Here is a 14,463-nt window from a genome sequence, read left to right as displayed (position 1 = left end):
GGAGTTGCCGTTCGTCCTGAGCTTGTCGAAGGACAGTCTACACCGCTAGAAGCACTTCGACAGGCTCCGTGCGAACGGAATGGGGCTATTGTTTCTTTTCCACCCTCAAAGCCCCAAGCCGCCCAGACTTTCCTGGTCGAATTTCAGGCGGAAGGTGACGAACGGGCCGTCTCTTGTATAGCGGCTTTCCTCAAAGTCGCGATCGGCGAAACCGACGACATTATAGCCGACCGAGATATAGGCGTTCTTGAACGGGGTGATGCCGATGCTTGGTCCGCCGGAATAGGCGACGCTGTCGAAGTCATTGCCGATGCGGGCGGTGGCCTGACCGCCGACGTCAATCGTGTCGGACAGGTCGAATTTGACATCCGCGCCGACGACATTGCTCCAGCCTTTGACATCGTCCTGGCCGAAACGATCGAAAACATAGCGGCTGCCCCAGAAGAATGCATATTCCCCCGCTTCGCTGAAAATGCCGTCATTTGATTGCAGCGGTGTGTAATTCACGCTCAGGCTGTTGATGATCCGGCGCGATGTGACATTGCCATCGACCAGCAGCGGCGCGCCACCAATCGGTCCCGACGTGCCGGAAACAGCGTTGCGCACGCGATCTTCCCGGAATTCGAGCTTTTCGAGCCATGACCAGCGGCTGTCCGACGGACGATGGGCCCAGCTCGCTTCGGCTTCGATGACACGCGAGCTGACGCCATTTTCATCCTTGGCAATGAATATGCTGGCCAGTGCGCCGAGCGCGCTGCCTTCGCCGATCTGCTTCAGCAGGGCGGTGGTCAGCCCGTAGCGGGTGCTGATATCGCCATCGCGATATTCGGCGCGGCCGGTCCAGCTCCAGTCGTCGTGCCGGTACGTTGCGCCAGCGGTGACCGCGAGAAAATCTTCGGTCAATGTTGCATCATTGCCAAGAAAACCGCCAGAGGCGACCGGCTGTTCGCTGTTGATCACATCGTCGGAATCGAATCCGCTGATCGTTTCATTGCCATCCAGCGAGAAATCGATGGTCCATTTGTCACCGACCGGAATGCTTTGCGTCAGGCCGTAGGCGGCGTAGCTGCGCGGGCCATATTCGGTGATGTCCTGCTGGTTCATGCTGCTGACGATGCGCGCACCGTTCCAGGGAGAGACATCGACGCCGATACGGGCGGTGCGGGCATCGATATTCTCGCCATCGGCAATCTCGTAGGTGCCAATGATCTTGATGTCCTCGGTCAACGCGTAGCGCGCCGAGACGCTGTGCCGGGCCGGGAAGTCGATGCTTTCATCCTGTCCACCCAGCGCAAATTCGGTCTGCGCATCGAGCTCCAGCTTGCCGCCGAAAAGCCGCTGCGTCGCACCGAGCCGGACAAGGGTCGATTCATTCACCGCGCCGTCCGACAGCCGGTCATTGGCATAGACCAGTCCGGCGCGGAAAGATGTGTCGTCGGAGCGATATTCCAGTTCGGCGGTCGCGGCACGACGGCGCGCGTCGGACATCAGGAAATTCTCTTGGTATCCGGTTACGGCAAGCGAGAGATTGTCGCTTATGCCGACCCGGCCATCGATGCCGAACTTGCGGGTGCCGCTTTCGGCGGCATTCAACTGGCCCAGGCCATAGCCCGAAGCCTGACGCCGGACATAGGCGAGAATGTCGAATTTCGAACCGTGATGTTCGGCCTCGACCAGCCATGCGGTTGCTGCCTTGCCGCTGCTGGTTGCGCTCAGGTCCTTCGCTTCATTGTCGGTGAGGGCAAGTTCCGCCCGCAATTCGGTCTTGAGATCCGGGCGATAACGGACGTCGACGCCCAGCAGATCGGTTTTGACGCTTTCATTTTCGTCGTGCACCGCTGTTGCGCCGATTTTCAGCTTCTTGTCGGCGGTCTGGTAAGTCGCGCGGCCACCCGCGTTGAGATTGCGGTCGCCGATACCGAGAACTTCATATTCGGCGATGATGAACTGCGGATCGAGCGCGCTGCTACGGCTGAGCACCGGCTCGCGGAAACGGAGTGTCCCGGCGAGATAGTCGATATCATAGTCGATATGCCGGGTCAGCTCGCGCCGCTCGACGATCCGTTCCGAGCGAAAGCGGTCGCGGGTTTCCAGTGCGATCCGTTCGCTGTTGGCCAGGATGTCCCGGGAGGCGAGGGCATAAGGGCCGGAAAGGCCATTGCCCTGAATTTCCTCCCGGCGGAACCGGTTGGGTGAATCGGCGGCAAAGGCGTTGAGATGCACCTGATCGCTTTTATATTCCGCCTTGATACCGTTGAAGGCGCGCTGGTAACGGGCCAGCTCGGGCTCGCTGATGCCGGTTTCATAATCGCCGAACAGGGCGTAAAACTGGGGGCGTTCGAGCTTCAGATAGAGACGGCGGACCGACGCGGCGTCATAACGCTGTTCGCTGCGGTCGGCATAGACGGTATAATAGCGGCGCGGGTCGATGATGCCCTGGAACCGGGTTTCATCTTCTTCCTTGTCGCTGTCATAGGCGAGAGTCATCAGCCATTTGCCGGTCACCCGGCCCTTCGCATAAAGCGCGACGCGGCCATCGACGTTGATAGTGTCCTCATCGTTGGCGAGATCCTCGAGCCGTTCGTCGAGCGTGTTGAAACCTAAGGTGCCGGCAGCGAAGCCGACCACGGTCCATGGCCGGTCACCCGGATCAAGCCAGGTTTCGACCCGTTGCGCGCGTTCGACTTCGCCGTCGCGGAAGGGGAAGGCAATGCTCAGCGAACCGGAAGCCGTGGTTGGAGCCAGCTCGATATAGGCAATGCCTTGCTCGCCCTCGACCCGCCACACGGGGCCGCCGCGTTCGAGACCGGCGAGCTGGTTGGCTTGCTGCGCGTCGATTTCGATCGCCGGCGCATAAGGAGCCGGAACAGAAAAGTCACCGACCATGCCGTTGCGGGCAGGCCTGCCGTCGCGGTCGGTCAGCCGGACCGCGATTACCGGACGGGTGACGCCATCGGCGACGAGAATGGAGCGGTCTTTCAGCAGTTCCGCGTGCAGCGGGCTGCCGGCATAATGGACCTTGCGCTCCAGTTCCCGGACCAGCTTGCCATCACGGTCGACGACGCGGGCGACAAGCATATTGCTGCGCTCGCCGATCTCGATCCCGCGCCAGGTGCTGACCCGGACCTTGCCGTCGGCGCTTTTCTTGATGCCGTCGAAGGCGAGGGGGGTGACCGGTTTGCCATTGACCGAAAGCTCGACCCGCTGACCGGCGTGATGCTTGATCGCGACGCGCAGCGCCTTGACCCGCGGATTATGCTCTGCCTCGGGAAACAGCCATGCGATGCCGGGCTGTTCGCCGGAAATCCAGTCACGGCCGGCGCCAGCGGCTTCGGGATCCGTCAGGACCTCCGGCTTCTGATAGGCCGTGGCTGTCTTCATCTCTCTGGGAGCGACTGTTCTGGCGCGGAAGTCTGCGCGTTTCAGCGCGCCGCCACGGCCTTCGACAAAGCGGGAAATAGCGCTGCCCGCGCTGCGCGTATTCTGCGCACAATCAACCGGTGCCTGATCGGCCGGGAAGGTCGACGGATCGATCTGGACCACGTGCAGGCCGGGTTTTAGCCCCTCGAAATGGTAGCGGCCGTCGCTGTCGGTGACGGTATAGGTCCCGTCCTGCAGCATCACACGGATGTTGCCAATGCCCGCAGCCGTCCGCGGATCGGTGCTGCAACCGCCTTCGGTGATCCGGCCGACCAGCGTGAACCGTTCGGAAATGCCGTCGCGGACAATGCTGATGATCGCATCGACGGTCTCGCTGGTGGCGCCGCGATCATCGCGCGCGGACGCGAGATTGAGCGCGTCTCCGGGCCGGGCATCCTGGCGCACTTCGGCAATATAGGTCAGCAGGGCGGTTGCGGACGGAGCCAGCGGCGGTACGGCGACCGAGAAATCCTGTCCATTGCCGGCGACCGTGGGCGTGATCAGATCGCCATTATAGCGGACCGTGCCGGCCTTGAGCCGCATTGCTGCCGGAAGCTGGTCGGCAATCGTGATCTGGCCGGTGCTTCGCCGGACATCGGAATTCTGCACGGTGATGCGATATTGCACGGCGTCTCCGGGCGCTGCCTGGGTCGTCGAGGCGGATTTTGTGATCAGCAATGGCGCGCCGGGCCGGTCCACCGGCACATCAACGCGCACCGGGGCCGGGTCGTTCAGGACGATGACACCGCCATAGGAACCGTCGACAATGATAAAGGGAAGCCCGTCGGTCCGCCGCAATCCTGTCATTTGCTGCGGCGTCGCAGCCGACGCGAAACTATAGGGTGCGGGCGGCTCGACGAGCAGGCGATAACGGCCCGGTTTTGCAAAGGGGAAGCGATAATAGCCGTCAGGGAAGTCATAGACGGTGCCGCTGCTGTCGGTGACGCTGCTGCCCGAAATCACCGTGCTCGGGAACAGCGAAACCCCGTCATCCCCAAAGACCTGGGCAGGCTGGCCGGTGACGATGTCGATCAGGGTGACGCGCGCGCCGCTGACCGGCGTGCCGTCGGCGCTGTCGAATATTTCGCCAAACGGATCGATCAGAATTCCGACTTTCGCGATGCCAATGGCCCGGCCGCCCAGTTCATGGACGGTGATGTCGAAGGATTCCCCGCGTTTGACCGAGAGGACGCAATCGCCCTGGATCGGGGAGGGCGGAACCGCGGCGGTGTTGATCAGCCCGACAAAGCGGCCGCTGTTGACCGCGGTTTCGACAATATTGATCTGTTCCCGGTCACCGGTCGGCGTGGTCAGATAGATGTCGAAACTGTCGATCGCCAGCGGATTGAGATTGCGGTCATCGGCCATGATCGAGACGATCAGAGGCTCGCCGGCCCTGATATTGTCGGTCGGCATGACCGAGGCCGGGCTTCTGGGCGTTCCGGCGAAGGCGCCGCTGAGTTCGATCGGCACACTGCCTTGCGTGCCGCGGCACATTGTCTGGCCAATCGGAAATTGCTCGGCCCCTGGCGGGTCGGCAAAGTGGTAAATCGTGATTTCCAGCGGATCGGCAGGGGGCTGCTCGACCTGGACATCGACGCGATTGGACGGTTTCCGCAGCCGCTGGCCGCCGATATCCCATTCCGCTTGCGCGATATTGCTGATCAGCGGCAGATCCTGCGCCTGTTCGATCGCGAAATCGTGCGCATGCGGCTGCTCCTCGGCAAACTCGGGCTGGGCGAGTGCCGTAGAGGCCGGTGCGCTGAGGGCGCAAGCCGCCAATGCCAGACCGACTGGCTTGAAAAAGGTGGTCAGTTTACCCACGGTCATGTCCGGAATTCAGCGGCAAACCGGCGCAAATGCCGGCCTGCCGCCAAATTGCGAAAACGCTATTCGACCGTGACCCGGAAGACGAGCGTTTCGGTCGAACCCGAGGCAACAGTGCCAAGATTGCCCGAAACCACCCCGGCGGCCTCCGAACCGGTACCGGTGCCATCTGCATTACAGGTGGATCCGGTGACCGTACCTTCGGTTACCACGCCGATGACGGCCGGAACCGTCGCCGGACCGGTGGCCAGGCTGTTGTAATAGGTCAGATTGGCCGGAATCGTATCCGAAATGGCCACGCCGGTTGCCGTTGCGCCGCCGGCCGCGTTGGCGACCGCGATGCAATATTCGACAATTGCGCCGGGAATGGCTTTCGGATTGGTGCTGCCGTTGACCGGATCCCACAGGACATTGCTGGTTTTGGTCACCGTGATGTCCGCTGCAGCCACTTCATAAGTGTCGGTGGCGCTGTGATAGCCGTCGCCGGCTCCGTCGGAGCTGCCTGTCCCTGCCGTGTCGGCAAAGACATTCTGCACTTGCGACGCATCGTCCGCATCGCCCGAATCGTCCGTGAAGGCAGTGCCCTGCACGCCCACGCCGGTCGCCGGAAGGCCGCTGCCGCCATGGGCTGCTGCCTGGCCGATCAGGACGAGATCCGCCAGATCGCCGGTAACGACGCCGCCGGGAATATTGGCCACGGCATGAATCGTGACGCTGCTGTCTTCGGGCAGGTTGTCGATATAGGTGATCAGCGTGTCACCGGCATCAAAGACCCCGGCGGTGCTGCCATTATCGAGATAATATGTGATCGCGCCGGACACGTCGAAATCGTCGGTGGCCAGTTGTTCGGAACTGAGCAACACGTCGATGGTGTCGTTGGTCTGGTTGCTGACCGTGTAGGTCACGGCCTGCTGTGTGGCGTTCGGCGCTACCGAAGTGTTCACCGCGTCGCTTTTGGCGATGACGAGATTGACTTTACGGTCGACGACAAAAACGTCGCTGTCGGTTTCTGCGGTCTGGCCGGTTCCCCCGACATTATAGGCCACGCTTACGGTATTGGTAATGCTCGTTCCTGCATCAGTGCCCAGATCTGCAGCGAACGCCGGGTTTGCACCCAGCGCCGCTACAGAAATGGTACTAGTGGCAACGAGAAGTTTCAGTATACTGGTCATAACTGTCTCCTGTTTCACTTATTTGGATCGCCTAACCCCGCGGCGATCCGGTACGGTTGCGGTCACTTCACAGTGCCGCGAAAAACCAATTTCCCTCCCGAACCTGCAGAAAGGGCACGATTGAACGTCCATTTCACATGGGTAACATCGGTCATGAGAGCGGGGCGGACTTCGCCGTTCCCGCCCAGATAGGTGAGGTCCGCAAGCGGTCCCCAGCTCTTGCCTCCGTCAACGGAGACAATTTCAGTGCCATCAGACGTTCCATTGAACGCCACCGCCTTCGGTAGCGGATTGGTGACAGAGAAATCCGTGGCCGGCGCGCGGCCGACATTCTTATATTTTACGACGAACACGAGCTTGTCGCCCGGTGTGACGGTCGTTGGCTGTTCGAGCACCAGCGCGGTGGTGCCATTGGGCTTTGCCACCTTGCGCTCGACGAACACATCGCTCGACAGGCTGACCGTGTTGGCGGCCAATGCCGTGCCCGGCATGATCAGCGCTATCGCGAGAGAAACTGCTTTAAACATAGTGCTATACCCCGATTGCATTCAGTCGATGGTGACCTGGAAAGTGATGGTGCGGGTTTGCCCGCCCGGAACCGTGCCCAGCGCCACGGCGATCGCGTCGCCTGCAAAGCTGCCGGCATCGCCATCGTCTGCGGCGTCGGTCAGCGGCGCGCCCTCCAGCGTGATGGTCCCGGATTTATAGGTGGTGTCGGCGGGGATATCGTCGCTGATCACGAGATTGGCGAGATCGCCGGAGCCGATCGTTGTCGCGACCAGCTGATAGACGATGGTCGCGCCGGGGATCGGCTGGTCGCCGCCGGACGGATCGATAATGGTCGCGCTTTTGGCCAGGGTGACATCCGATGTCTGGATCACGAAATAGCCGCTGTCGGCATCGCGCGCACCGGTGGCGCCGACCACGGCGTCACCGCCGCCATCACCCTCTCCGGCGAAGATTGTGCCGGGGGTGCCACTGCCGGTATTGGCGGTTGCGGACAGTTCGATCTCGGCGCGGTCCCTGTCGCCGGCAGACGCGGGAATCGTCGACAGGATGAAAACCGTGATACTCTCGTCGGGTGCCAGCACCGGGTCGTTGGTGCCGGGCGCATAAATAGTGTCGACGCCCGGATCATAGACCCCGTTGCCATTGCTATCGAAAATCATCTGTTCGAAGCCGGTATCAAATTCGTCGCCCGGCTTGGCGGTGTCGGCCGACAGGGTGAAGGCTTCCGATCCGTTGCCGCTGTTGGTGACCTGATAGGTCAGCACCTGAGCGGTCAGCGCCGGGGCGGTAACCACGTCACCCGGGTCGCTGGATACCACGGTAACATCGAGCAGTTCGTCGACCTTGATGGTGACCTGATTCGAATCAATCGTGATCGGCGTGCCGCCTTCGGGCGAGTCATAGGTCGCCTGTGCGACATTGACGATGTCGGTTCCGGCTAGTGTCCCCGCTGCCTGGGCCGCGGTCGATGGCAGGGCGAGGGTTGCCACGCCCAGCGCGAGCGCCAAATGGCGACTCACCGCAGAGGCGGCTCCCAAGTGTGACCGGCATTCCCAATCCTGTATCTGTGCATATTTCATGCCGGCTATATGGCAAGGAAAGCAAAATATTTGGTAAACGCCGGATAAATGATGTTATGCGGCCTTGCGCGCCAGATATGGCTGAAAACAGCCATTTTCCGGCATGTGTTATGCGATCACTGCGGGACGGTTAACCCCCGGTTTACCATATCCAAGTGTAACATCTGGTAAAGGAGGGGCTTTACTGTAGTTTTTTCCCGAAGCAGCAATCCGGCACCGGCTTATCGCCGGAAAAGGTGCCGTTGATGACGGCGCAATGCGTCCTGCGCAGAAATTTATCAAAGAATCGAAAGAGTGTTGTTGACAGGAATGCAGCGCTCTTATACTTGCGCTGCTCCACCGCCTATAGAGGCACTTAAGCGGGTGTAGCTCAGTTGGTTAGAGCGCCGGCCTGTCACGCCGGAGGTCGCGAGTTCAAGTCTCGTCACTCGCGCCATTTCCCTTGTTTTCCGGGAAATGGCGCCAAGACCCCGTATTCATCCATGTCAGCAACGGGCGCATGGGGAAAATCCAAGCAATCCCGAGAATTACATAGACTGGCAGTTGCAGCCAGAAGTGCAGCATGTCGATTTTCTCGATCAGGGTGACGGCTATGCCGCACCACAGCAATATCAGCAGCAAGATCAGAATCATGCCGGCCGGCTTGCGCCAGCTGGGGTGGTCGTTCGGCTTGCTTTCGGTTTCCGGTGTCATGGCGTCATTCTGCCTCATTCTATGATTTCACATTCCGTCACGATCATCTGCAAGGGCAGGTCATGGGGTTCCGCCGGTATCTCTCCGGCTTCCTGAACAGACCAGGCCAGGCCGATACGCGGCACATCGGGATATTGGGCAAAGCTGCGGTCATAATAGCCGCCACCCTGGCCCAGGCGCCGAAGCGAACGGTCAAAGGCGACAAGCGGAGCAATGATCAAGTCGGGATCGACCAGCGGACAGGATTCGTCAGGCTCGGGGATATTGCGGAACCCGCATTCCAGCAGTTCCGGGCCGGTCACCAGCCGGAATTCCATCGCTCCATTGTCCGTCACGCGGGGAAAGGCAATTTTGACGCCGGTCTCTGTCAGATATTCAACCAGCCGCTCGGTAGGCGCTTCGCTGCCGATGCTCCGGTAAAAGGCTACCGTTTGCTGCGGTTTGAACAGACGGGCCAGAGGAGAGGGCGGGCGGCGAAAGGACAGGTTGCGACTGGCCCCATCCAGTTGCTCGACAAACCGGTCGCGGCGCCTTCTATATTCTTTGCGTAGTTTCTGCTTTTTCTCTTTTAAGCTACTCAAAAAAATATCTTTCTTTGGGAGGGTGACGGGACCGTCTTGGTCGTTGGCCGGAAAATCCTCTGACGCCTATTACGTCAGGTGGGCGCCATATGCACCGGACCCGACTGCCAAACAGTCCGCAATCCGGGCAGGGACAGCTCCCTAGGAAGTTATATCGCCTCAGGGATGTTCGTATCTAGCTCGTGCCAGACAGTACCCGTCACACCCTATCTAGGCGCGATGGGGGTGTTACTCAAGACTGTTCGCCAATTGTTCGGCACGATCGGCCAGTTTTTCAAGAGCGGCAATCGCCTGCTCGTCGACCGGATCAGGCTTTGCCGGCACGCTTGCCTCGACAGGGGCGCCACCGGTGGCTTGTGCGCTGTGCAGGTCATCGGCGAGCAGCAGCGATGTAAACAGCAGCATCCGGCTTTCGGTCAGCCCTGCCGGATCTCCGGATTCCCGCGCTTTGCCGTCGACCATCGCGGCCAGTTTCGTCAGATGGGCTTCTTCACCGTCCTGGCATGTCACCATGAACGAGCGGCCGCCGATTTCCAGTTTCATTTGCGCCATGGTTTCAGTGCTCCTGTCGCTCGATCAGCCCGTCAATCGTCCGGATGGCCTGCTTCATTTCCGCTTTCAGCGCCTCGTGGCGGGCCTTCAGCTCCGGGTCACTATCGGACCTGGATCTGTCGATTGACGATTCCATACGACTGAGCGCCCGTTCGATCCGGCCTATCGCAAGGATGACACGTTCATTGTCCATGAGCATTTTCCAAAGCTTGTTCCCAACAGGTCAGTTGCTGTCTTTCATTGCTATCAATCTATTCTGACGCCGTAAACACCGGATGATGAAAAGCGGTCCTTGACGCCGCCTCGCTGGATCATCAAAGGAGGAGGCAAAATAGCGAATCGCGGCATTCCGTTGCGTTTTTCCACGCGTCCAATCAAGGGATCAGACTAGATATGACCGTAACCGAAAAAAGCATGGCAAACGCCATCAGAGCGCTCTCCATGGATGCGGTGCAAGCGGCGAACAGCGGCCATCCCGGGATGCCGATGGGCATGGCGGACGTGGCAACCGTGCTGTTCAGCGATTTTCTGAAATTTGATCCGAAAGCGCCCAAATGGGCGGATCGTGACCGTTTCGTCCTGTCGGCGGGCCATGGTTCGATGCTGATCTATTCACTGCTGCACCTGACCGGTTACGCGCGGCCGACATTGCAGGATATCAAGGATTTTCGCCAGCTCAGCTCGCCCTGCGCTGGCCACCCGGAAAATTTCAAGCTGGAAGGCGTGGAAACGACGACCGGGCCTTTGGGGCAGGGCTTTGCCACGGCAGTGGGCATGGCTATTGCCGAGCGGCACCTGAACGCGACTTTCGGTGATGATCTGGTGGATCACAAGACCTGGGTGATTGCCGGTGATGGCTGCCTGATGGAAGGGATCAATCACGAGGCCGTCGGTCTTGGCGGCCATCTGGGTCTTGGAAGACTTAATGTTCTTTGGGATGATAATGGCATAACTATCGATGGTGGAACGGAATTATCGACCAGCGAAGATATTCCAGCGCGCTATCGGGCATCGGGCTGGCACGTGGTTTCCTGCGATGGCCATGACTTTGACGACATCCGCCGGGCGCTGAAAGAAGCGGAAGCCGATCCCCGGCCGTCGCTGGTCGCTTGCAAGACGGTCATCGGCTATGGCGCCCCGACCAAGCAGGGCACATCGGCGACCCATGGCGCTCCGCTCGGCGATGAAGAAATTGCCGGTACGCGGGCGGCGCTCGGCTGGGACGCCGAGCCTTTCGTCATTCCCGACGATGTGCTGACAGCATGGCGTCAACTGGGAGAAAAGGGCGCTGCTGCGCATGCCGACTGGAACAAGCGACTGGACGGTCATGCCGATGCGGCAGAATTCAAGCGGCGGATGGCCGGCGAGCTTCCCGACGGGACGGCGATGCAGGCCTATCTGGAAGGTCTGGCCAAGGACCCGCCGAAATGGGCAACCCGCAAGGCGTCCGAAATGGCGCTGGGTGCGATCACCGAGGCGCTGCCCGAAATGATTGGCGGCAGTGCTGACCTTACAGGTTCAAACAATACCAAAACTCCTTCGACCAAGCCTTTGACAAAAGCCGATTATTCGGGGCGCTATATCTATTATGGTATCCGCGAGTTCGGCATGGCTGCGGCGATGAACGGCATGGCGCTGCACGGTGGGATCATTCCCTATGGCGGCACGTTTCTGGTGTTCACCGACTATTGCCGCGGCGCCATGCGGCTATCCGCGATCCAGAATGCGCGCGCCATTTATGTGATGACTCATGACAGTATCGGTCTTGGCGAAGATGGTCCGACCCATCAGCCGATCGAGCATGTGCAGAGCCTGCGGCTGATGCCGAACATGCATGTCTACCGGCCCGCGGACGCGATCGAAACGGCAGAATGCTGGGCGCTCGCAATCAAGCGTGCCGACGGTCCGTCGACCCTGGCGCTGACGCGGCAGGGGCTTGCGCCGATCCGCGATGACGTCAGCACAAATCGTTGTGAAAAAGGCGCTTATCGCATCAAGGCGGCGGACAATGCCAAGCGGGTGGTCCTGATCGCCACCGGTTCGGAAGTGTCTCTGGCGCTGGCGGTTGCCGAGCAGCTGGAAGCCGCCGGAACCGGCGCGGATGTCATATCGATGCCCTGCACAGAATTGTTCGACGAGCAGTCGGCCGAATATCGCGGTGATCTGTTGGGCGGCTCCGATATGGTGCGCGTTTCGATAGAAGCCGGCACGACGTTCGGCTGGGAACGCTATACCGGCCTTGACGGACTGCGCTTCGGTATTGACAGCTTCGGAGCATCGGCGCCGATCAACGATCTCTTCGAGCATTTCGGCCTGACCGCAGATGCCATCACGCCGCAGATATTAGAAAAAATTGGCTGAAAACAGCCAGAAAATTCGCATTCAAAGGAGCAAAATTGATGACAAAAGTAGCAATTAACGGATTTGGCCGGATCGGTCGTCTGGTCGCCCGCGCGATACTGGAACGCGAAGATGACGGTCTTGAACTGGTCGCGATCAATGATCTGGCGGATGCCGAATCCAACGCTCTGCTGTTCGCCTATGACAGCGTACACGGCCGTTTTCCCGGCGAAGTCACCGCTCATGGCGATCATATCATGGTCAATGGCAAGAAGATTGCCGTCACCTCCGAACGCAATCCGGGCGACCTGCCGCACGGCGAAATGGGCGTCGACATCGTGCTCGAATGCACCGGCTTCTTCCAGTCGAAGGACGCGGCGCAACCGCATATCGACGCTGGCGCGAAACGCGTCCTGATCTCGGCTCCGGCCAAGGGTGACCTGAAAACGGTTGTCTATGGCGTCAACCATGATGTGCTGACCGCCGACGATGTCATCGTCTCGAACGCCTCCTGCACGACCAACTGCCTGGCACCGGTCGCCAAGGTTCTGCACGACACGGTGGGCATCGAGCGTGGCTTCATGACCACGATCCACAGCTACACCAACGACCAGCGGATGCTCGACCAGATGCATGGCGACATGCGCCGCGCCCGCGCCGGTGCGGTCAACATGATCCCGACGACCACCGGTGCGGCCCGTGCGGTCGGTCTGGTACTGCCGGAACTGAACGGCAAGCTCGACGGCTCGTCCGTCCGCGTGCCGACGCCGAATGTCAGCCTGGTGGATCTGGTGATCACGCCAAGCCGCGACACCACGGTGGAAGAAGTCAACGGCGCGCTGAAAGCGGCCGCCGAAGGCCCGATGAAGGGCGTGCTGGTGTTCGAGGACAAGCCACTCGTGTCCAGCGATTTCAACCACCAGCCGGCAAGCAGCTCGGTCGACAGCCTCGAAACGACCGTCATGGATGGCAAGCTGGTCCGCGTCGTCAGCTGGTATGACAATGAATGGGGCTTCTCCAACCGCATGATCGATACCGCCAAGGTCATGGCCGGCTTGCTCTAGTTCACAAGGGTTCTGATTAATGTCAGCTAACAGTTTTAAAACGCTTGATAATATCGGTGATGTTTGGGGAAAACGCGGCTTGGTCCGCGTCGACCTGAACGTGCCGATGGCGGATGGCAAGGTGACCGACGATATGCGCCTGAAGGCTCTGATGCCGACGGTCGCCGAATTGGCTGACAAGGGCGCGAAACTGCTGTTGCTCGCCCATTTTGGACGCCCGAAAGGGGAATATGTCGCCGAATATTCGCTCGAGCCCGTGGTCGCCCCTCTGGCGGCGGTCCTCGGCCGGGACGTCGGTTTCCTGCAGAAGCCGGATCAGGCGGCGATCGACGCGCTGCCGGAGGGCAGCATCACGGTGCTGGAGAACAGCCGCTTTGCGCCGGGCGAGGAAAAGAATGACCCCGCCATGGCCAAGGCGATTGCCGCCTTTGGCGATTTCTACGTCAATGATGCCTTTTCCGCAGCGCATCGCGCGCATGTCACGACCGAGGGCATCGCGCATCACCTGCCGTCCTATGCCGGCCGTTCGATGGAAAGTGAGCTGACCGCGCTCGACAAGGCGCTGGGCAGTCCGGAACATCCGGTTGCTGCGGTGGTCGGCGGGGCGAAAGTGTCGAGCAAGCTCGATGTGCTCCGCCAGATGGTCGAGAAGGTCGATCATCTGATCATCGGCGGCGGCATGGCCAATACTTTTCTGGCCGCGCGCGGTGTCGATGTCGGCAATTCTTTGTGCGAACATGATCTGGCCGATACCGCCAATGAAATTCTAGAAGCGGCAGACCGGGCCGATTGCACCGTGCATCTGCCTTATGATGTCGTGGTCGCAAAAGAATTCCGCGCCAATCCGCCAACACGGACGGTCAACGTCCATGAAGTGGCAGCGGATGAAATGATCCTCGATATCGGACCGGCCGCCGTGGAGGCGCTGTCCGATGTGCTCAAGACCTGCAAGACTCTGGTCTGGAACGGTCCGCTCGGCGCGTTCGAGACGCCGCCTTTTGACAGCGCCACGGTCGCGCTGGCGAAAACCGCCGCCGCCCTCACCAAAGAGGGGCAATTGCTTTCGGTCGCCGGTGGCGGTGATACGGTGGCCGCGCTCAACCATGCCGGCGTTGCCGATGATTTCAGCTTCGTATCGACCGCAGGAGGCGCCTTCCTCGAATGGATGGAAGGCAAGCCTTTGCCCGGCGTCGAAGCGCTTAACCAAATTCAGTGAACATATCAG

General features: G+C 60.4%; 11 protein-coding genes and 1 tRNA gene. 4 read left to right on the top strand and 8 right to left on the bottom strand.

The window, feature by feature from the left end:
• Positions 1-105 precede the first annotated feature (105 nt).
• From SPHFLASMR4Y_RS05640 to SPHFLASMR4Y_RS05625, 4 genes are all read right to left on the bottom strand, one after another.
• On the bottom strand, positions 106-5,244 hold the full coding sequence (locus SPHFLASMR4Y_RS05640; protein ID WP_260807084.1) for a hypothetical protein: 5,139 nt from the start codon (positions 5,242-5,244) through the stop codon (positions 106-108).
• Positions 5,245-5,309: 65 nt separating this feature from the next.
• A complete protein-coding gene (locus SPHFLASMR4Y_RS05635) occupies positions 5,310-6,419 on the bottom strand; it encodes a DUF11 domain-containing protein (RefSeq protein ID WP_089132687.1) in 1,110 nt (369 codons plus the stop codon).
• A gap of 62 nt (positions 6,420-6,481) precedes the next feature.
• Positions 6,482-6,946 carry a DUF11 domain-containing protein gene (locus SPHFLASMR4Y_RS05630; RefSeq protein ID WP_089132686.1) on the bottom strand — a complete coding sequence of 155 codons (465 nt, stop codon included), beginning with the start codon at positions 6,944-6,946 and terminating at the stop codon, positions 6,482-6,484.
• A gap of 21 nt (positions 6,947-6,967) precedes the next feature.
• Positions 6,968-7,948 carry a hypothetical protein gene (locus SPHFLASMR4Y_RS05625; RefSeq protein WP_260807083.1) on the bottom strand — a complete coding sequence of 327 codons (981 nt, stop codon included), beginning with the start codon at positions 7,946-7,948 and terminating at the stop codon, positions 6,968-6,970.
• A 419-nt stretch (positions 7,949-8,367) separates the two neighbouring features.
• On the opposite strand from SPHFLASMR4Y_RS05625, the gene SPHFLASMR4Y_RS05620 reads away from it, so the two are divergent.
• Positions 8,368-8,444, top strand: a tRNA-Asp gene (locus tag SPHFLASMR4Y_RS05620).
• On the opposite strand, the gene SPHFLASMR4Y_RS05615 is transcribed toward SPHFLASMR4Y_RS05620, so the two are convergent.
• From SPHFLASMR4Y_RS05615 to SPHFLASMR4Y_RS05600, 4 genes are all read right to left on the bottom strand, one after another.
• On the bottom strand, positions 8,423-8,719 hold the full coding sequence (locus tag SPHFLASMR4Y_RS05615; RefSeq protein WP_313906761.1) for a DUF2842 domain-containing protein: 297 nt from the start codon (positions 8,717-8,719) through the stop codon (positions 8,423-8,425). The two genes, SPHFLASMR4Y_RS05620 and SPHFLASMR4Y_RS05615, sit on opposite strands and share 22 nt — an antisense overlap.
• On the bottom strand, positions 8,716-9,282 hold the full coding sequence (locus tag SPHFLASMR4Y_RS05610) for a 5-formyltetrahydrofolate cyclo-ligase (protein ID WP_186266050.1): 567 nt from the start codon (positions 9,280-9,282) through the stop codon (positions 8,716-8,718). Before SPHFLASMR4Y_RS05610 ends, SPHFLASMR4Y_RS05615 begins: the two co-directional genes overlap by 4 nt.
• A 228-nt stretch (positions 9,283-9,510) precedes the next feature.
• Positions 9,511-9,834 (bottom strand): cell division protein ZapA, encoded by a 324-nt coding sequence (locus tag SPHFLASMR4Y_RS05605; protein WP_089132683.1) that lies wholly within the window; start codon positions 9,832-9,834, stop codon positions 9,511-9,513.
• Positions 9,835-9,838: 4 nt separating this feature from the next.
• Positions 9,839-10,027, bottom strand: a complete 189-nt coding sequence (locus SPHFLASMR4Y_RS05600) for a hypothetical protein (RefSeq protein WP_089132682.1) — start codon at positions 10,025-10,027, stop codon at positions 9,839-9,841.
• 200 nt (positions 10,028-10,227) lie between these two features.
• Here SPHFLASMR4Y_RS05600 and tkt point away from each other — a divergent pair, with 200 nt between their 5' ends.
• From tkt to SPHFLASMR4Y_RS05585, 3 genes are read left to right on the top strand one after another with little or no spacing between them, the layout of a single operon-like run.
• A complete protein-coding gene (gene tkt, locus SPHFLASMR4Y_RS05595; protein ID WP_089132681.1) occupies positions 10,228-12,195 on the top strand; it encodes a transketolase in 1,968 nt (655 codons plus the stop codon).
• 35 nt (positions 12,196-12,230) lie between these two features.
• Positions 12,231-13,238 carry a type I glyceraldehyde-3-phosphate dehydrogenase gene (gene gap / locus SPHFLASMR4Y_RS05590; protein WP_089132680.1) on the top strand — a complete coding sequence of 336 codons (1,008 nt, stop codon included), beginning with the start codon at positions 12,231-12,233 and terminating at the stop codon, positions 13,236-13,238.
• A gap of 19 nt (positions 13,239-13,257) precedes the next feature.
• Complete coding sequence (locus SPHFLASMR4Y_RS05585) at positions 13,258-14,454, top strand: phosphoglycerate kinase (RefSeq protein ID WP_089132679.1); 1,197 nt, start codon at positions 13,258-13,260, stop codon at positions 14,452-14,454.
• Positions 14,455-14,463 lie beyond the last annotated feature (9 nt).

Source organism: Sphingorhabdus sp. SMR4y (assembly GCF_002218195.1).
Lineage (GTDB): Bacteria > Pseudomonadota > Alphaproteobacteria > Sphingomonadales > Sphingomonadaceae > Parasphingorhabdus.
The sequence above is the reverse complement of the archived record's forward strand: the minus strand, read 5'-3'. Positions and strand labels throughout refer to the sequence as shown.